The sequence below is a fragment of the Ancylobacter mangrovi genome, from assembly GCF_024752335.1.
Lineage (GTDB): Bacteria > Pseudomonadota > Alphaproteobacteria > Rhizobiales > Xanthobacteraceae > Ancylobacter > Ancylobacter mangrovi.
Map to the genome: position 1 here is coordinate 106700 of NZ_JANTHY010000009.1, position 18373 is coordinate 125072.

The 18373-nt window shown below is 68.8% G+C and carries 15 protein-coding genes; 11 read left to right on the top strand and 4 right to left on the bottom strand.

The window, feature by feature from the left end:
• Window positions 1-120 precede the first annotated feature (120 nt).
• Window positions 121-1638: a 4-hydroxyphenylacetate 3-hydroxylase family protein gene (locus NVS83_RS19635; RefSeq protein WP_258740816.1), complete on the top strand. Its 1518-nt coding sequence runs from the start codon at window positions 121-123 to the stop codon at window positions 1636-1638.
• Here NVS83_RS19635 and NVS83_RS19640 read toward each other — a convergent pair.
• Together NVS83_RS19640 and NVS83_RS19645 are read right to left on the bottom strand one after the other, a co-directional pair.
• A complete protein-coding gene (locus NVS83_RS19640; RefSeq protein WP_258740817.1) occupies window positions 1560-2522 on the bottom strand; it encodes an NAD-dependent epimerase/dehydratase family protein in 963 nt (320 codons plus the stop codon). The genes NVS83_RS19635 and NVS83_RS19640 overlap by 79 nt on opposite strands.
• Entirely contained in the window at window positions 2519-3415 is an 897-nt protein-coding gene (locus NVS83_RS19645) for a polysaccharide deacetylase family protein (RefSeq protein ID WP_258740818.1), read from the bottom strand. Before NVS83_RS19645 ends, NVS83_RS19640 begins: the two co-directional genes overlap by 4 nt.
• Before the next feature lie 118 nt (window positions 3416-3533).
• Between NVS83_RS19645 and NVS83_RS19650 the strand changes: the two genes are divergently transcribed.
• Window positions 3534-4982, top strand: coding sequence for a 4-hydroxyphenylacetate 3-hydroxylase family protein (locus NVS83_RS19650; RefSeq protein ID WP_258740819.1), 1449 nt, complete (start codon window positions 3534-3536; stop codon window positions 4980-4982).
• Here NVS83_RS19650 and NVS83_RS19655 read toward each other — a convergent pair.
• A complete protein-coding gene (locus NVS83_RS19655) occupies window positions 4979-5509 on the bottom strand; it encodes a MarR family winged helix-turn-helix transcriptional regulator (protein ID WP_258740820.1) in 531 nt (176 codons plus the stop codon). The genes NVS83_RS19650 and NVS83_RS19655 overlap by 4 nt on opposite strands.
• A 163-nt stretch (window positions 5510-5672) precedes the next feature.
• Here NVS83_RS19655 and NVS83_RS19660 point away from each other — a divergent pair, with 163 nt between their 5' ends.
• The 4 genes from NVS83_RS19660 (at window position 5673) to NVS83_RS23485 (ending at window position 11198) form a co-directional block, all read left to right on the top strand.
• The gene (locus tag NVS83_RS19660; RefSeq protein ID WP_258740821.1) at window positions 5673-7169 is read left to right on the top strand and encodes a 4-hydroxyphenylacetate 3-hydroxylase family protein; all 1497 of its coding nucleotides are present in this window, start codon (window positions 5673-5675) and stop codon (window positions 7167-7169) included.
• 14 nt (window positions 7170-7183) lie between these two features.
• A complete protein-coding gene (locus NVS83_RS19665) occupies window positions 7184-8203 on the top strand; it encodes a succinylglutamate desuccinylase/aspartoacylase family protein (RefSeq protein WP_258740822.1) in 1020 nt (339 codons plus the stop codon).
• A 219-nt stretch (window positions 8204-8422) separates the two neighbouring features.
• Window positions 8423-9286 (top strand): ABC transporter substrate-binding protein, encoded by an 864-nt coding sequence (locus NVS83_RS19670; RefSeq protein WP_258733121.1) that lies wholly within the window; start codon window positions 8423-8425, stop codon window positions 9284-9286.
• A 118-nt stretch (window positions 9287-9404) separates the two neighbouring features.
• A complete protein-coding gene (locus NVS83_RS23485) occupies window positions 9405-11198 on the top strand; it encodes an amino acid ABC transporter permease/ATP-binding protein (RefSeq protein ID WP_309486224.1) in 1794 nt (597 codons plus the stop codon).
• Window positions 11199-11240: 42 nt separating this feature from the next.
• On the opposite strand, the gene NVS83_RS19685 is transcribed toward NVS83_RS23485, so the two are convergent.
• On the bottom strand, window positions 11241-11831 hold the full coding sequence (locus NVS83_RS19685) for a helix-turn-helix domain-containing protein (RefSeq protein ID WP_258733120.1): 591 nt from the start codon (window positions 11829-11831) through the stop codon (window positions 11241-11243).
• A gap of 210 nt (window positions 11832-12041) precedes the next feature.
• Here NVS83_RS19685 and NVS83_RS19690 point away from each other — a divergent pair, with 210 nt between their 5' ends.
• The 5 genes from NVS83_RS19690 (at window position 12042) to NVS83_RS19710 (ending at window position 18321) form a co-directional block, all read left to right on the top strand.
• On the top strand, window positions 12042-14099 hold the full coding sequence (locus NVS83_RS19690) for a hydantoinase/oxoprolinase family protein (protein WP_258740823.1): 2058 nt from the start codon (window positions 12042-12044) through the stop codon (window positions 14097-14099).
• A gap of 12 nt (window positions 14100-14111) precedes the next feature.
• Window positions 14112-15890, top strand: coding sequence for a hydantoinase B/oxoprolinase family protein (locus NVS83_RS19695; RefSeq protein ID WP_258740824.1), 1779 nt, complete (start codon window positions 14112-14114; stop codon window positions 15888-15890).
• A 2-nt stretch (window positions 15891-15892) separates the two neighbouring features.
• Window positions 15893-17161 carry a M20/M25/M40 family metallo-hydrolase gene (locus NVS83_RS19700; RefSeq protein ID WP_258740825.1) on the top strand — a complete coding sequence of 423 codons (1269 nt, stop codon included), beginning with the start codon at window positions 15893-15895 and terminating at the stop codon, window positions 17159-17161.
• Window positions 17158-17880: an SDR family NAD(P)-dependent oxidoreductase gene (locus NVS83_RS19705; protein ID WP_258740826.1), complete on the top strand. Its 723-nt coding sequence runs from the start codon at window positions 17158-17160 to the stop codon at window positions 17878-17880. Before NVS83_RS19700 ends, NVS83_RS19705 begins: the two co-directional genes overlap by 4 nt.
• Before the next feature lie 279 nt (window positions 17881-18159).
• Entirely contained in the window at window positions 18160-18321 is a 162-nt protein-coding gene (locus NVS83_RS19710; protein ID WP_258740893.1) for a hypothetical protein, read from the top strand.
• Window positions 18322-18373: the final 52 nt, after the last annotated feature.

Genomic DNA, 18373 nt, shown 5'->3' on the forward strand with positions numbered 1-18373 from the left:
CATTTGCAATCGGCGCCCGTCTCGGGTCATCTGTGAACGTGTTTGCATTTTATGCAAGTCTCTTTCGCGAACATGTACCTTTCGTGCGCGCCACCTTGAGAGACGTTCAGGAGACCGCCGATGCTGATGACCGGGGCGCAATATCTCGAGAGCCTGCGCGACGGGCGGGTGATCCATGTCGGCTCGCAGCGGGTCGATGACGTCACCACCCATCCCGGCTTCGCGCCCAGCGCCCGCTCCTTCGCCCGCATCTGGGACGCGCGCCGCGATCCGCGCTACCGAGGACATCTGGTGAGCGAGGAGGGCGGAGAAAGCTTCGCCGGCTATTATCTGATGCCGCGCAGCCGCGAGGACCTCGAGGAGCGCAGCCGGTGCAGCGCGGTCATCGCCGAGCTCTCCTGCGGCCTGCTCGGCCGCTCGCCCGACTTCGTCGGCGGCTACATCACCGGCGCGGCGATGCAGCCGGACCGCTTCGCGCGCAACGGGCACGACTTCTCCGCCAACGTCACCGCCTATTACGAGCATTGCCGCCGCAACGACCTCTATCTCGCCCATGCCGTGGCCCCGCCGCAGGGCACGCGCGACCCGGCGAAGTTCGGCCGCGACAGCGAGGCCGTGCCGACGCTGCAGGTGACGGGGAGCTATGCGGGAGGCGTCATCGTCAACGGCATGAAGATGCTGGCGACAGGCGCCGCCTTCGCCCACGAGCTGTGGATCGGCAACATCCTGCCGCTGGCGCCGGAGCAGAAGGCCGCCTCCATCACCTGCGCGCTGCCGGTCAACGCGCCGGGACTCAGCCTGTGGTCGCGCAAGCCCTATGCGGCGCACGGGGAGGGGACGTTCGAGAACCCGCTCACCACCCATTTCGACGAATCCGACTGCGTGGTGGTGTGCGAGAACGTGAAGGTGCCGTGGGAGCGGGTCTTCACCCTCGACGACGTGGCGTGGTCGCGTTCGATCTATTTCGACACCCCCGCCCACACGCTCTCCAACCACCAGTCGAGCGTGCGCTACCGGGCCAAGACGCGGCTGATGCTGGCGCTGGCGCGGCGCATCACCGAATGCATGGGCACCGACAAGGTGCCGGCGGTGCGCGACGCGCTGAACCACCTCTCGGCGCAGGACGCGCTGATCGCGACGCTGATCAACGGCCAGATCCAGGGCTACGAGACGCTGCCGGGCGGCTTCACCTGCTTCGACCGCCGCGCCATGTACGCCTCGATCTACTGGGCGACGCAGAACTACGACAAGATCTGTTCCCGCCTGCGTGAGCTGATGGGCGGCAGCGTGCTGCAGATGCCGGCCGATATCGGCGTGCTCGACGCCGAGGAGACGGCGCGCGTGTTCGAGGCCAACTGGGCCGGCAATGGCTGGAGCGCGCGCGAGCGGATGAAGCTGTTCAAGCTCGCCTGGGACCTGCTCGGCACCGACTTCGCCGGCCGCCATGCGCAATATGAGCGCTTTTACATGGGGCCGGCTTTCGTGGTGCGCGAGCATGTCGGGCGCGAGACCGACTGGGACGGCGTGCTGGCCCCCCTCGACGAGCTGCTGGCGAGCTATCAGGCCGGCGAGGAGCCGGCGACGATCGGGCCCGCCATCTCGCCCAGCGCGGCGGCGATGTCGACCGCGGGTTCGTAGCCGAGGAGCTCGCGGGCGCGGGCGATGTCCAGCGGGCCGACATGCCCGTCATCCTCGCGCCCGCGCTCGCCGATGACGGTGATCGGCACGCGCGGCGGCTCGCCCGCGAGCAGGCGCACGATCGCTTCCTCGGAAAGATAGGTGCCGCCGGTGATGTTGATCGGGGTGAAGCCGGGAAGGTCGGCTTCTACCGCGCGCCAGACCGCCTCGACCACGTCGTCGACATGGACGAACTGACGCATGTTGGAGCGCTCGTCGGTCACGGTCAGCGGCTCGCCGGCGCGGATCGCCTCCAGCGTCTGCGAGACGAGGTAGGGCGTCACCCGGCCCGGCCCGAACACCGAGGAGACCCTGAGCGCGATGGTGGCGATGCCCTGGCTTTCGGCATAGCTGCGCAGCACCGCCTCGGCGGCGAGCTTGGAGGCGCCATAGGCGTCCGCCGGGCCGACCGGCGCGCTTTCCGGCACCGGGGCGCGCGTGGGGGCGGGCGCGTACACCGCATTGGAGGAGAGGAAGACCAGCCGCGGCACGCCGGCAAGGCGCATCGCCTCGGCGAGGTTCAGCGTGCCGGTGACGTTCACGTCGAACATCAGCGCGGGATCGTCGGCGGCGAGCATCGCCCCCGAGATCGCGCCGGCATGGACGACGATGTCGGGCGCTAGGGCGGCGATGTGCTCGATGACCGCCGCGCGTTCGCGCAGGTCGAGCGCGGCAACGTCCTCGTCCTCGGCGTTGCCCGCGCGCAGGTCGCTGCCGCTGACCTCGCAGCCTTCCGCGCGCAGCCGGTCGGCGACCGCGCGGCCGATGAAGCCGTTGGCGCCGGTGACGTGGATATGCGGGCCGGCAGGCGCCGCGCCCATGGTGATGCCGAGCATGCCGATCATGGCGCGGGGTGCTCCGCGCGCCAGTGGGCGGCGATCTCGGCGCCGGTGGCGATCCACACGTCGGAATGGTTGGCGACATGATCGAGAAAGCGCATCAGCCCGGTGATGCGCCCCGGCCGGCCGATCAGGCGGTCATGGATGGCGAGCGACATCAGCTTCGGGGTGCGTGCGCCCTCGGCATAGAGCACGTCGAAGCAGTCGCACATGTAGCGGGCGAAGTCGTCGCCGGTGCTGAAGCCGCTGTTCTCGTTGAAGCGGTTGTCGTTGGTCTCGAACGAGTAGGGCACGACGAGGTGTGATCGGCCCTCGACCTTCAGCCAGTAGGGCAACTCGTCATTGAGCGAGTCGCGGTCATAGGCGAAGCCGCCATGCTCGACCAGCAGGCGCCGGGTGTTCTGCCCCGGCCGGCCGGTCATCCAGCCGGTGGGCCGTACGCCGGTGATCGCCTCAAGCGTCTCGACGGCGAGGCGGATGTGCTCGCGCTCGATCTCCTCGGGCACCACCTGGTAGTCGATCCAGCGATAGCCGTGCGAGACCAGCTCGTGGCCCTCGGTGACGAAGGCACGGGTGAGCTCGGGATTGGCCTCGGCCGCCTTGGCGACGGCGAGCAGGCACACCTTGATGCCGCGCTCGCGGAACAGGTTCAGCAGCCGCCAGCCGCCGACCCGCGAACCGTATTCGAACACGCTCTCGACCAGCGGGCTGCGCCGGTCCGGAATGGCGGGCTGGCCGATGTCGTTGAGCATGCCTTCCGAGCAGCCGTCGCCCTCCATGATCGAGCGCTCGCCGCCGCCCTCGAAATTGAGGTTGATGTTGAGCGCGAGACGCGCGCCGTTCGGCCAGTTGGCCTTCGGCGGGTGCGCGCCATAGCCAACGAAATCGCGGTCGGACATGAGGCTCTCATGGTTCGGAGGGGAGGCAACAGGTGGGCAAGCGAGTTATGCAAGTGACTTGCATGTTATGCAATGACGGTGTTAGCTGCAAGGCGTTTACGGGAGTGGAGAACGCAAGATGCGTGTGCGCGACGGAGCGGCCTATCGTGCCGGGCTGAATGATGGCCGCAGGGTCCTGATCGATGGCGAGCCGGTCGCGGACGTCTCCACCCACCCGGCCTTCCGCAACGCGGTCGCCTCCTTCGCGCGGTTCTACGACCAGCAGGCCGACCCGGCCAACCGGGAGCGGCTGACCTTCGCGGTCGGCGAGGCACGGGTCCACAAGGCGTGGTCGCTGCCGCGCAACCATGCCGAGCTGGTGGACCGGCGCCACGCCATCGCCGAATCGTCCGCGCCCCATTGCGGCTTCCTCGGGCGCTCGCCGGACCATCTCGCGACCACGCTGACCGGGATGATGATCGGCCTGCCGGTGATGCGCGGTTTCGATCCGGCACGGGCGGAGGCCTTCGCGGCGTATTTCGAGGAGGTGCGCGCGCGCGACCTGTTCGTGACCTACGTGATCCAGAACCCGCAGGCCAACAAGGCGTGCTCCGCCTCCGAGCAGGCGCGCGACGTGGTGGCCCATATCGTGTCTCGGGATTCGCAGGGCATCGTCGTCTCCGGCGCCAAGATGCTCGGCACCTCCTCGGTGATGGCGGACGAGATCCTCGTCGGCACGATCCAGCCGGTGCGGCCGGGTGAGGAGCGCTATGCACTGAGCTTCGCCGTGCCGGTCAACCATCCCGGCGTGCGCCTTCTCTCGCGCCGCTCCTACGAGCAGGCGGCGAGCTCGGTCTATGACTATCCGCTCTCCAGCCGGTTCGACGAGAACGACGCCGTCGTGTTCTTCGACGAGGTGCGGGTGCCGTGGGAGCGCGTGTTCGTGTGCGGCGATCCGGCTGCTGCGGCGGCGCAGTGGCACGGCACGCCGGCGCATGTGATGCAGAACTACCAGGCGCAGATCCGGCTGATGGTGAAGATGCGCTTCCTCACCGGGCTGGCGCGGCGTGTCGCCGAGATCAACGGCACGATCGACATCCCCCAGGTCAAGGGCGTGCTCGGCCGGCTGGCGGCGCAGGCCTCGATGGTGGAGGGGCTGGTCGCCGGCATGGAGGCGGAAGGGCGCATGGTCGGCGAGCACTACGTGCCGAGCGCGCACCTGCTCTACGCCGCGCAGACCCTGACGCAGGAGCTCTACCCGCAATTCGTGATGGCGATCCGCGATCTCGCCGGCGGCGGGGTGATCATGCTGCCGTCCTCGGTCGCCGACATGACGAGCCCTCACACGCGCGACTATGTCGAGGCGACGCAGGTGTCCTCAATCGTCGACGCCGACGAACGGGTGCGCACGATGAAGCTCGCCTGGGACGCGCTCGGCTCGGAATACGCCTCGCGCCACACCCAGTACGAGATGTTCTATGGCGGCGCGTCCTATGTGAACCACGCCCATATGATGCGCACCTTCGACTGGGGGACGGCGCGCGCACTGGTGGACGGCGTGCTGCCGCCGCCGGCGGTACCCGGCTAGACCTCGGCCCGTCCGGCCGCGCGGGCTTCCTCCAGCGCCGCGTCGCACGAGCCGAGCAGGCCGCGCGTGAGGCGGCTGAGCGATTTCAGGTCTCGCGGGCCGAGCGTCTGGAACAGGACGTCGTTCACCCGCACCTGCACCGGCGCGATCTCGTCGAGGGCTGCCGCCGCCTCGTCGGTCAGCACCAGCTTGACCCTGCGCCGGTCGACCGGATCACCCCGCTTCTCGAGCAGGCCGAGCTCTTCCAGCCGGCGCGTCTCGGTGACGATGAAGGGCACGCTGACCCGCAGGCGTTCGGCGAGGTCGGTGACGGTGACCTCGTCGCCGAGCTGCGAGAGCGTCATCACGATGTTGTACTGCGGCGGCGTCACGCCCATGGCCCGGGCGATCGCCTCGCGGATCTCCTGAAGCCGGCCGGAGAAGGCGATGAGCTCGCCGATCATCTCGCGGAAGGCCTGGTCGGTGCCCTCGCTGAGCAGCGCGGAGCGGGATGTCGTCAATGGCCGCGGGCGCCCAACCTCGTCCATTCAGTGTCCTTCCTAACGTCAGCCGCAATGCCCCAAACCTGAGTATCCGATGCGGCGTCACTCGCAAAGCCCGACGAAATCGTAATCCTCGTGTCCATAATAGGTAATTGACAAACCTAAGTAACTTATCCTTAATCCAAAGGATGTAGTGGAGGCATCCCTCATGGGGCATAAGACAGCCGAGAGCCATCTGCGCAGCCTGGATGACGGGCGGCGTATCTTCATCGACGGCGAGCGCGTGGAGCGCGTCACGGAGCACCCGGCCTTCCGCCAGGCGGCGCGGTCGGTGGCGGGCCTGTACGACTTCCAGGCGGAGCCGGCGCAGCGGGAGAAGATGACCTTCGACCCCGGCAACGGGCGGCGCGTGAGCCGTGCCTGGCAGCTCCCGACCTCCTATGAGGAGCTGGTGGCGCGGCGCGAGGCGCTGGTGGCCTGGGCCGAGCTGCATCACGGCTTCATGGGCCGTTCGCCCGACCACGTCGCCTCGACCGTCGCCGCCATGTATATGGGCCTCGACGTCTACGAGGCGTATGAGGGCGGCCGGCCGGACGTGGTGCGCGACTACTACGCCCATGCCCGCGACAACGACCTCTACATCTCCTACGTCATCATCGACCCGCAGGGCGACCGCTCCAAGGCGACGAGCGCGGAGGGCAATGCCGACCTCGCGGTCGCCATCGTCGACGAGGATGCCGGCGGCATAACGGTGCGCGGCTCGAAGATGCTGGGCACCGGCGCGGTGCTCTCCAACGAGATCCTCGTGACCACGCTGCGCCCGCTGAAGCCGGACGAGGGGCGCTACGCCTTCACCGCCGCGGTGCCGCTGAACCTTGCCGGCATGTCGCTGCTCTCGCGCCGCTCCTATGAGCGGGCCTCGCCCTCGACCTTCGATTACCCGCTGTCGAGCCGCTTCGACGAGAACGACGCGCTGCTGTTCTTCGACGACGTGAAGATCCCGTGGGACCGCGTCTTCGTGCACCGCGACCCGGCCTGCCAGCTCGCCCAGTGGCACGACACGCCGGCCCATGCCTACCAGAACTATCAGGCCGAGATCCGGCTGCTGGTGAAGATGCGCTTCCTGGTCGGGCTGGCGCGCAAGATCACCGAGACCATCGGCACCTTCAATTTCCCGCAGGTGCGCGAGACGCTGGGCGAGCTCGCCGGCCATGTCGGCATGATCGAGGCCTTCGTCTACGGCATGGAGGCCAAGGGGCGCCAACGCGGGCCGTACTTCATGCCCGATGCCGGCCTCGTCTACGCCGCGCAGATCCAGTCGCAGCTCCTCTACCCGAAGATCATCCACTTCCTGCGCGAATTGTCGGGCGGAGGCGTGCTGATGCTGCCCTCATCGGTGGAGGACTTCGCCAATCCGGAGATCGCTGCGCTGATCGGGCGCACCCAGTACTCGCCGAGCCTGAGCTCGCAGGAGCGGGTGAAGCTGTTCAAGCTCGCCTGGGACGCGGTCGGCTCGGAGTTCGCCTCGCGCCACACCCAGTACGAGATGTTCTATTCCGGGCCGCGCCCGGTGACGACCGGCATGGCGTTCCGCACCTTCGACTGGGACCGCGCCACCGGCGCCGTCGACGCCATGCTCGCCAGCTACCCCACGCCGGACATCGCCCGCGCGGAGCCGTGCGCTTCCGCCGCGCGCGCCGGCTGAGTTCGAGGACCCCCATGGACGATCAGATGGACGACGTGATGGAAGATCTGACCATCGAAGGCTTCACCGTCGGCCCCGGCCAGCGCCTGAAGACACGCATTCCCGCGCTGGAGCTCGCCGACGGCACGCTCATCAGCCTGCCGCTGATCCTGATCAACGGCGTGCGGCCGGGCCCGCGAATTTATATCGGCGCCGGCATTCATGGCGACGAGGTGAACAGCGTCGCGCTGGTGACCAAGGCGCTGGCGGCGGTCGATCCGGGCGATCTCGCCGGCAGCATCGTCTGCGTGCCGGTGCAGCAGCCGCTGGCGCTGCAGGCCGACCACCGCCTGCCGCTGGCGCAGTACCTCAAATCGCCGCTGGACCAGGTGCCGGCCGACGCCTGGACCTGCTTCCCGGGCGACGCGAACGGCAACATCGCCCAGGTGATGGCCGCACGGCTGTTCGGCCTGATCACGCAGTGCGACGTCGCGCTCGACGTCCACACCCCCACGCGCGGCGGCAAGTACGTGCCGATCGCGATCCTCCCGCATCACGGCATGGGCACGCATGCGAAGCGCGCCGAACAACTCGCCCATGAGCTCGGCACCGGCTGGATCGTGCGCGGCGAGCGCGGCATGTATGTCAGCGATGGCATCCTGTGCGTCGAGGCGACCCGCGCGGGCGTGCCGTGCTTCACCTTCGAGATCGGCGAGGGTGGGCGGCTCGACCTCGATTTCGTCGAGACCGGCGCGCAATGCGTGCTGAACCTGCTCAAGGGGCTCGGCATGATCCCCGGTGCGCGGGTCGAGCCGAAGGTGACCCATGTCATGCGCGACTTCGTCGGCATCCGCGCCACCCATGGCGGCGTGTTGGTGACCGAGGTCGAGCTCGGCCAGGCGGTGAGCAGGGGCGAGCGCCTGTGCCGCATATTCGACGTCTTTGGCGACGTTGTTGAGGAAGTGGTGGCGCCGGTCGACGGCCTGTTCGTGCGGGCGACGACGCTGGGCACCGTCTCGCGCGGGGAGCGGGTGGCGACGCTCGGCGTGGTCTAGGCCGGCTGGCGCCGTTGTGGGCAATGGGCGGTGAAGTGCCTGCGAGTTGGGCACGTCGCCGCCGCCTTGATCGGGAAACCCTCGGCCGAAGCGGGCTTCTGGATTGGCATGCGAATTGCTTTAGTTGCGTAGTATGCAAGTGAACTTGCATCTCGCTGAAATCAATTGCCAAAAACAGGCCGGCGGTTCGGGCCGTGGCCGCACTTCCAGGAGACGGAAATGAGTGTTCGCCTATCCCTCACGGCTGCTGCGGCCCTGGCCGCCGGCCTGCTGGTGGCCGGCAGTGCCTTCGCCGCCGATCCGACCTGCGAGCCGGACAAGGTCGCCACCAAATATCCCTCCCTCGCCGGCAAGACCGTGACCTTCGGTGCCGATCCGCAGACGCCTCCCTACGTGGTGCGCGACGGCGCCGACCTGAACAAGCTCAACGGCATCGCCGTCGACATGGCCAAGGCCGTGATGGACTGTGCCGGCGTGAAGTACAAGTTCACGCTCGGCGCGTGGTCCGGCATCCTGCCGGCGGTGAGCTCGGGCCAGATCGACGCCATGTGGGACGATCTCTACTACAAGCCCGACCGCGCCAAGAACGTCGACTACGTGATGTATATGGGCGCCGGCACCGGCGTGCTCGTGCCCGCCGGCAACCCGCAGAAGATCGAGAAGCTCGACGATTTCTGCGGCAAGACCGTCGCCTACGGCATCGGCTCGATCGAGGAGGCCGCCACGCTGAAGCAGCAGGAGGTCTGCAAGAGCGAGGGCAAGGCCGCCATCAACACCATGCCGTTCCAGGATCTCGCCGCGGGCCTGCGCCTGCTGGAGAGCGGGCGCACCGACGCGCTGATGTGGGACCTCGGCTATATCGACTTCATGGCCAAGAACAACTCCACCAAGTATAGCCGCGCCTTCAGCATCGTCTCCGGCTTCCAGATCGGCGTCGGCATCGGCAAGGGCAAGGAAGACCTGGTGAAGGCGATTTATGACGGCATCCGCGTGATCCAGGCGGACGGCACGCAGAAGAAGATCTTCGCCAAGTACAACACCGACCCGGCGCTGATGATCCCGGCGGAAATCCGCACCAAGTGACGACACGGGCGGCATAATCCGACCCTACGACCCTTCGAGCATGCCGGGACGGGCCCCCGTTCCGGCATGATCTCGTCTCGGGCCGCCCCCGGTCGGCCCCTGAAACGGAGACTTCCCGATGAAACGATCTGCCAAGCTGCTCGCGGGCGTGGCGGTGCTGTTCATGGTCGGCACGGCCGTGGCCTTCGCCCAGGCGCAGGGCCAGTCGATCGAGGACCAGGCGAGCGGCCTGAGCATGCAGGACCCCTACGCCGCCATGGCGTTCGGCTGGTTCTGGGAGTTTCTGAACTATTGCCGTTCCACCTTCCTGTGGGAGGGCGCGTGGGTGGCGGTGCAGATCACCGCGATCTCGATGACGCTGGGCCTGCTGCTCGGGCTGGTGCTGGCGCTGATGCGGCTCTCCTCGCAGAAGCTGCTCAACGCCTCGGCCTGGCTCTACATCTTCTTCACCCGCGGCACGCCGCAGCTGCTGCAGCTCGTCTTCATCTTCAACGCGCTGCCCTATGTCGGCCTGCGCTTCGACAGCTTCACAACGGCGGTGGTCGGCTTCTCGCTGAACCAGGCCGCCTTCAGCGCCGAGACCATCCGCGGCGGCATCCTGTCGGTGAACCGCAACCAGTCCATCGCCGCGACCTCGCTCGGCATGGGGCCGTTCCTGACGCTGCGCCGGATCATCCTGCCGCAGGCGATGCGCGCCATCCTGCCGGGCATCGGCAACGACACGATCAGCATGCTCAAGCTGACCTCGATCGCCTCGATCGTGTTCGTCAACGAACTCACCTTCCGCTCGCAGCAGATCGTCGGGCAGAACAACAAGTTCTTCACGGTCTTCGCGGCGACCTCGGTGATCTACCTCGTCATGGTCAGCATCATCTCGGTGGCGCAGGCCTGGGCCGAGCGCCGCTTCGACCTCGAGAAGGACACCCGCACGGACGGCGGCGCGATGAGCCGCATGCTCGGCTTCCGGCTGAGCCGCGAGGAGGCGGTGCCCGATGCCGCCGCCATCGCCGCAGCCGGCGTCGAGGCGGGCGAGGACCGCTCGTCGCTCGACACCCCGGCCGAGGCGGCGGCGGTCGCGGCGCGCGATTCCGACGACCTGTTCCGTACCATCGTCAATGCCGACGCCGATCCCGTGCCGCGTGGCGAGCCGCTGGTCGTCTGCCACAACGTGCAGAAGGACTACGGGTCCAACAAGGTGCTGCGCGGCGTCGACCTCACGGTCAATCGCGGCGAGGTGGTGGTGCTGCTCGGCCCCAGCGGCTCGGGCAAGAGCACCTTCCTGCGCACCATCAACCATCTGGAGCCGGTCGACTGGGGCACGATCACGGTCGGGGGCGAGTTCGTCGGCTACGAGCCGGTGGCGGGCGGCCAGCCGCGCCCGACCGGCCGGCTGGCGCGCGCCCGCGCCAGGGCGCGGCTCTCCATGGTGTTCCAGCACTTCAACCTGTTCAACCACCTGACGGCGCTGGAGAACGTGATGGAGGCGCCGGTGCGCGTGTTCGGCGTGCCCAATGCCCAGGCGCGCGAGACCGCGCTGCGGCTGCTGGCGGCCGTGGGGCTGCAGAACCACGTGAACCACCTGCCGCACCGGCTCTCGGGCGGCCAGCAGCAGCGCGTGGCGATCGCCCGCGCGCTCGCGACCTCGCCGCGGGTGATGCTGTTCGACGAGCCCACCTCCGCGCTCGACCCGGAGCTGGTCGGCGAGGTGCTGACCGTCATGCGCAAGCTGGCCGAGGCCGGCATGACCATGATCGTCGTCACGCACGAGATCCGCTTCGCCCGCGAGGTGGCGGACCGGGTGGTGTTCATGGATGGCGGCGTGGTCGTCGAGGAGGGCACGCCCGAGACGGTGATCGACAATCCGCGCCAGGAGCGCACGCAGCGCTTCCTGCGGGCAGTCAATCCGGCCTGAGCGGTGCCTGCCTAACGGGGAGGGTCGGCCGGCCGCCGGCCTTCAGAAGGTCGGCGGGGTGTTGATCCAGATGACGCGGCAATTCTCGTCGCCGGAGGCGCGGTAGCTGTGGATGCGGTCCGACTGGTAGAAGAAGCTGTAGCCGGTCGGCACGCGGTACTGCTCGCCTTCCACATGGAGCTCGAGCTCGCCGGCGAGGACATAGCCGACCTCCTCGCCCGCGTGCTGGAACGGGCCGCACATCGGCCCGTGGGCCGGCATTTCCAGCAGCAGCCCCTCGAGCTGGCGATGCTCGGAGAAGGGGGTGAGGATCTCCGCCGTGCTGCCGTCGCCTTCCTCGGCGGCGCGGGTGTAGCGCGGCCGGTCGTTGGGCCCGTAGATGGTGCAGATCTGCTCTTCCTTCGGGTCGATCAGCGCCGCGACATTGACGTTGAGGGCCTTGGAGAGCCGGTGCAGCGTGCTCAGCGAGGGAACGACCAGCGCGTTCTCGATGCGCGAGAGCAGGCTTTCCGAGCAGCCGGCGAGCGCGGCGAGGTCCTTGAGGCGCAGGCGGTGCAGCCGGCGCAGATAGCGCACGCGCGGCCCGACCGCCGCCAGTCCCTCGTCGAGCTTCTCGCCATCCGAATTGGCCATGGGCGCGTTCGTTCCCTCTGCCGCCAGCCGTCGGCATGCTGCCCGCTTCCGATTCCCGGCTGGCTTATTTGCCTGTCTAGCAGAACCCTTTTCGCTTGTGCACCACGCAAGTTAGGGCGGATCACTGGCGTTAAAGCAAATTAACTTGTCTTATATGCAACTCTCTTGCATAAGATGAATATCACCGTATGGGAGTTGGGCAAAATGCGAATGTCGATCGACGTGGGCGGGACCTTCACCGATCTGATGGTGGACGAGCCCGGCAGGGCGGCGACGATGTTCAAGTCGCCGACCACCTATCCCGATCCGATCGGCGGCATTCTCGGCGCGATCGAGCTCGCCGCGCAGGCCCGCGGCGTCGGGGTCGAGGCGCTTCTCGGCGAGACCGAGATCCTGTTCCACTCGACCACCCGCGCCATCAACGCGGTGATCACCGGCAACGCCGCGCGCACCGCGCTGCTGGCGACCGAGGGCCACCCGGACATCTTGCTGATCCGCGAGGGCGGGCGCACCGACCCGTTCAACTACCGCGTTCCCTATCCCGCGCCCTATATCCCGCGCGCGCTGACCTTCGAGGTGCCCGGACGCATCTGGGCCGACGGGCGCGTCCACAAGCCGCTCGACGAGGCGGCGGTGCTCGCCATCATCGCCGAGCTGAAGGCGAAGAAGGTGGAGGCGGTGGCGGTCGCGCTCATCTGGTCGATCGTCAATCCGGCGCATGAGGAGCGGGTGGCCGAGCTGCTGGAGGAGCACCTGCCGGGCGTGCCCTACACGCTCTCGCACCGGTTGAACCCGACCGTGCGCGAATATCGGCGCACCTCGTCCTGCGCCATCGACGCCTCGCTGAAGCCGATCATGAGCGACTATCTGCGCACGCTGAAGGCGCGACTGGAAGGGCGCGGGCTGAAGGGGCAGATCTTCGCGGTGACCTCGCAGGGCGGGCTGGTCGACGTCGCCGACCTCGCCGAGCGCCCGATCCTGGCGCTCAATTCCGGGCCGGCCATGGCGCCGGTCGCCGGGCGGTTCTTCGCCGAGGCGGAAGGCGCGCGCACCGCCATCGTCACCGATGCCGGCGGCACCACCTACGACGTCTCGCTGGTGCGCGAGGGTGCCTTGCCCTGGACCCGCGAGACCTGGCTCGGCCCGGTCTATCAGGGCAACCTCACCGGCTTTCCCTCGGTCGACGTGAAGAGCGTCGGTGCCGGCGGTGGCAGCATTGCCCGCGTCGACGCGGCCGGGCTGCTGCATGTCGGGCCGGAGAGCGCGGGCTCGACGCCGGGGCCGGTGTGCTACGGGCGCGGCGGCACCAGGCCCACCGTCACCGACGCGGCCGTGGTGCTGGGCTATATCGACCCGGCCTTCTTCCTCGGCGGGCAGATGAGCCTCGGGCGCGAGGCGGCGCGCGAGGCCATCGCGCGCGAGGTCGCCGGGCCGCTCGGCATCGGCGTGGAGGAGGCGGCGCTGTCGGTGCTCGACCTCGCGACCGAGAGCATGGTGCACGCAATCGAGGACATCACCGTCAAGCAGGGCATCGACCCGGAGGAGACGGCGATGATCGGCGGCGGCGGCGCGGCGGGCATCAACGCGGTGCTGATCGCGCGGCGGCTGCGCTGCGACACGGTGATCTTCCCCGATGTCGGCGCGGCGCTGAGCGCGGCGGGGGCGATGATGTCGGAGCTCACCACCGAATTCGCCCGCACCGCCTTCATGAAAACCACCGCCTTCGACCGCGACAAGGCCAATGCCATCATCGCCGAGCTGGCGGCTCAGGCGCAGGGCTTCTTCGCCAAGGCCGGGCCGCATGCGCGCGACAAGCGCATCGATTTCTCCATCGAGGGCCGCTATCCGAGCCAGGTGTGGGAGATCGACGTGCCGCTGCGCGGCGACGGCTTCGCCAGCGAAGCGGACGTGGCGGCGCTGATCGCCGATTTCCACGCCCGCCACACCGAGCTGTTCTCGTTCCGCGACGATGGCGACGCGATCGAGATCATGAGCTGGCGCGCGCTCGCCCGCTGCCGGCTGTCGGACCCGACCTTGATCCGGCTGGCGCAGGAGGGGGCGGTGGCCGATTCCACCCGGCGCCCGATGTATTTCCGCGAGACCGGCCTCACCGAGGCGCCGGCCTACCGGCTCGAGCACATGGCGGAGGGCGAGGAGATCACAGGTCCCGCCATCGTCGACAGCAACTTCACCACCATCGTCGTGAACCCGGGGGCGCGGGCCGTGCGCCGGCCCGGCGGGCACCTCGTCGTGCGCAGCGCAGCCTGAGGAGACCGGCCGATGAACGTCCAGACCCAGACCCCGACGGCCCCGCTCGCCAGCGGCGTCAAGCTCGCCATCATGCAGAAGCGCTTCGACGGCGTGACGCGCAAGATGGCCAACACGCTGCTGCGCACCGCCCGCTCGGGCGTCATCAACACCGCGCGCGACTTCTCCTGCGCGCTGGTGACCGCCGATTGCGAGCTGCTGACCGCCGCCGACAGCTACCCGATCCACGTGATCGGGGGCGCCGACCTGATGGCGCGGGCGATGCTCGACATCCATCCCAACCTCAAGCGCGGCGACGCCTTCCTGCACAACTCGCCCTATCACGGCAATTCGCACGCCGCCGACCACACCATACTGGTGCCGGTGTTCGACGATAACGACGTGCACCGCTTCACCGTGGTGGCGAAGGCGCACCAGGCGGACTGCGGCAACTCGCTGCCCACGACCTATATGGGCAACGCCCGCGACGTGTATGAGGAAGGTGCGCTGATCTTCCCGGCGGTGAAGGTGCAGTCGGACTACACGGACAATCGCGACATCATCAACATGTGCATGATGCGCATCCGCGTGCCCGAGCAGTGGCGCGGCGACTATCTCGCCATGCTGGGCGCGGCGCGGATCGGCGAGCGCGAGATCATGCGCATGGGCGCGGAGCTGGGCTGGGAGGCGCTCTCCGAGCACGCCCGGCAGTGGTTCGACATGACCGAGCGCCAGATGGTGGAGATCATCTCGACCATCGCCTCTGGCTCGGCCCGCGGCACCTGCACGCACGACCCGCTGCCCGGCACGCCGGCGGGCGGCATTCCCGCCAATGCCGACGTCACGGTGGACGCGGCGAACGGCATGATCACGGTCGACCTCACCGACAATATCGACTGCCTGCCGGTGGGGGTGAACCTCTCCCATGCCTGCGCCCGCACGGCGGCGCTGGTCGGGGTGCTGAACAGCCTGCCCAAGCCGGTGACGCCCAATGCGGGGAGCCTGCGCCGGATCGAGGTGAAGCTGCGCGAGAATTGCTGCGTCGGCATTCCCCGCCATCCCCATTCCACCTCGGTCGCCACCACCAATCTGGGCGACCGCGTCTCCAACGCGGTGCAACTCGCCATGGCCGCGATCGACCCGAAGGTCGGCATGGCGGAGGGCGGCGCGGCGCTGCCGCCCGCGGCGGGCGTGATCTCGGGCCACGACCCGCGCAACGGCCATGCCTTCGTCAATGAGGTGATCCTCGCCGCCGGCGGCGGGCCGGGCACGCCGGTGGAAGATGGCTGGCTCTCGCTGTTCTGCATGGGCAATGCCGGCATGCCGTTCTACGACAGCGTCGAGATCGACGAGATGCTGCACCCGATGATGATCGAGACCCGCAAGATCCTGACCGACAGCGAGGGCGCCGGAGCGCATCGCGGGGCGCCGGGCATCGTGACGGCATTCCGCCCGATCGACTGCGATTTCGAGCTCGGCTTCTGCTCCGACGGCACGGTGAACCCTTCGCTCGGCACGCGCGGCGGCGGTGATGCCCGGCCGGCGCGGCAATATCTCGAATCCGACGCCGGCGAGATCACCGAGATGACGACCTCCGAGCATGTCCATGTGCGGCGCGACCAGCGCGTGGTCTCGATGACCAATGGCGGGGGCGGCTATGGCGACGCGCTGACGCGCGATCCCCATCGCGTGGCGCGCGACGTCGAGGAGGGCTGGATCAGCCCCGCCCGGGCGCGCGACGTCTATCGGGTGGCGCTGACGCCGGGCGGCGCGGTCGACGAGGCGGCGACCGCCGCGCTGAGGGCGGGCTGAGAATGGGCGATACGATGACGAGCGACGCGACGACGAAAGATCTGCCGGACGAGGCCGCCGGCGCGGATGCGGACTGGCTGGTCGAGGCCACCAAGCGCCTCGTCGCCTGCCCGAGCGGGACGCCGCCGGGCGACACGCGGGCGATGACCGAGGAAATCGTCGCCCTGATCGCCGACCTGCCGGGGATCGAGATCGAGCGTCATCCCGGCGCCGAGCACGTGATGAACCTCGTGCTGCGGCTGAAGGGCGGCAAGCCCGGCCCGCGTCTCGTCTTCAACGGCCATATGGACACGTTCCCGCTCGGCAACGCGGCCGAATGGACCGCCGATCCGACCGGGGAGGCGCGTGAGGGCAAGCTCTACGGCCTCGGCGTCTCGGACATGAAGGCGGGCATCGCGGCGATCCTGTTCGCGCTGCGCCGCCTCGCGCCGATCCGCGAGCAGCTCGCGGGCGAGCTCGTCGCCACCTTCGCCGGCGACGAGGAGACCATGGGCGTGCTCGGCTCGCGCCTGCTGCTCGACACGGTGCCCCATGCCGGCGGCGACGTGATGATCAGCGCCGATGCCGGCTCGCCGCGGGTGCTGCGCTTCGGCGAGAAGGGTATGATCTGGATGAAGCTGTCCGCCAGCGGCCGCTCCGCCCATGCCGCCCATGTGCATAAGGGCGAGAGCGCGCTGGAGAAGCTGATCGACGCCATCGCCGCACTGCGCGCCATCCGCGACCTGCCGGTGGCGGCGCCGCAGAAGGTGGTCGAGGCGATCGCGGCGGCGGGCCCGGTCTCCGAGGAACTTTCCGGCGCCGGCGAGAGCGAGGTTCTCGGCAAGGTGACGGTGACCTTCGGCACCATGAGCGGGGGGCGGCTGTCGAACCTCGTCGCCGACCATGCCGAGGCGACGGCGGACGTGCGGATCCCGGTCGGCATCAGCGTCGCCACGATCGAGGCCGAGATCCTGCGCATCGCCGCCGAGCACGGCGTCGCCGTCGAGATCACGCGGCGCTACGAGGCGAGCTGGACCGACCCGGAGCATCCGGTCATCGGCCTTCTGGCGCGCAACGTGCGCAAGGTGCTCGACATCGACCCGGTGCTGAACATGCGGGTCGGCGCGTCGGACGCGCGCCACTATCGGGCGGCGGGCGTGCCGACCGTGGTGTGCGGGCTGACGCCGGTGAACATGGGCGCGGCCGACGAGCACGTCGCTATCGACGAACTGGTGGCGCTCGGGCGGATCTATGTGCTCACCGCCTTCGACTATCTCGCGGGGCGGCCATGAGCGCAGACCTCGCCGGCCGGACGGTCCTGATCACCGGCGCCGGGTCGGGCATCGGCCAGGCGCATGCGGTCCATTTCGCCGCGCTCGGCTGCCACGTGATCGCGCACGACATCTCGCACGAGGCCCTCGCCGGCACGCTTGCGCTGGTGCCGGCGGCGGCGCCCTTCGCCTGCGACGTGTGCGAGGCCGATCGCTTCGAGGAAGGCGTGCGCGCGCTCGATTCGGTGCGGGCGATCGACGCGCTGGTGAACAATGTCGGCATCGCCGGCGACGGCCCGATGGACGTCGTGACGCCCGATTTCGTCGACCTCGTCTTCAAGGTGAATGTCGGCGGCACCATCGCGGCGACGCGGGGCGTGATCGCCGGCATGAAGGCGCGCCGCGCCGGGCGGATCGTCAACACCTCGTCGAACTGGGGCGTGTTCGGCCACGCGGATTCGTCGATCTATGCGGCGTCCAAGGCGGCCATTCTCGGCCTCACCAAGTCATGGGCACTGGAATTCGCGCCCTGGGGCATCACGGTCAACGCGATTGCGCCCGGCGGCATCGAGACCGCGCTGCTGGAGACCAGCCCGGAGCGGCTGGCGGGCATCCCGCTGCGCCGGCACGGGCGCACCGACGAGGTAGCGAAGATCGCCGCCTTCCTCGCCTCCGACGCGGCCGCCTACATGACTGGCACGGTGATGCACCTCAACGGGGGCGAGAACCTGACCGGCTGAGGCTGGCGCGAGGATGCCGGCGGTGCGGGCAGAGCGGCGTCATCGGCGGCGCACGATGGGTGGACGTCACCTCGACCGGCTCGCTAGCTTCTATGGGCCGCCCACGTCGTTGGCTGGGATCGGTTGAAGCTGACCGGTCCGGGCTCTGCCGCGTGCGCATGAGGCCACCCATCCGAGGCTCGACGCGGCCGTTGGAGGGCGAGGCGTGATCTGCGGCGAGACGGCGGCGGGACCCACCGGGTCGATCGGCACCAGCTCACCGAGCGGGCGGCGCCGTCAGTGTTCTTCATGATCGGACCGACCGATATCGAAGACATCGTCCCCTATATCCGGTTCCCGGCCTCTGACGGCCGGTGGATGACGGGCCAGACCCGCCTCGTCGGTGGCGGCTATACGACGAAATGGGAAGGCGGGAAGGTGGCCTGCGCGGCGGCGGGGTGAAACGCGGCCGCCATTCTGAGGTAGCGTTGCGTAAGGCCGCGGATGCGGTTCC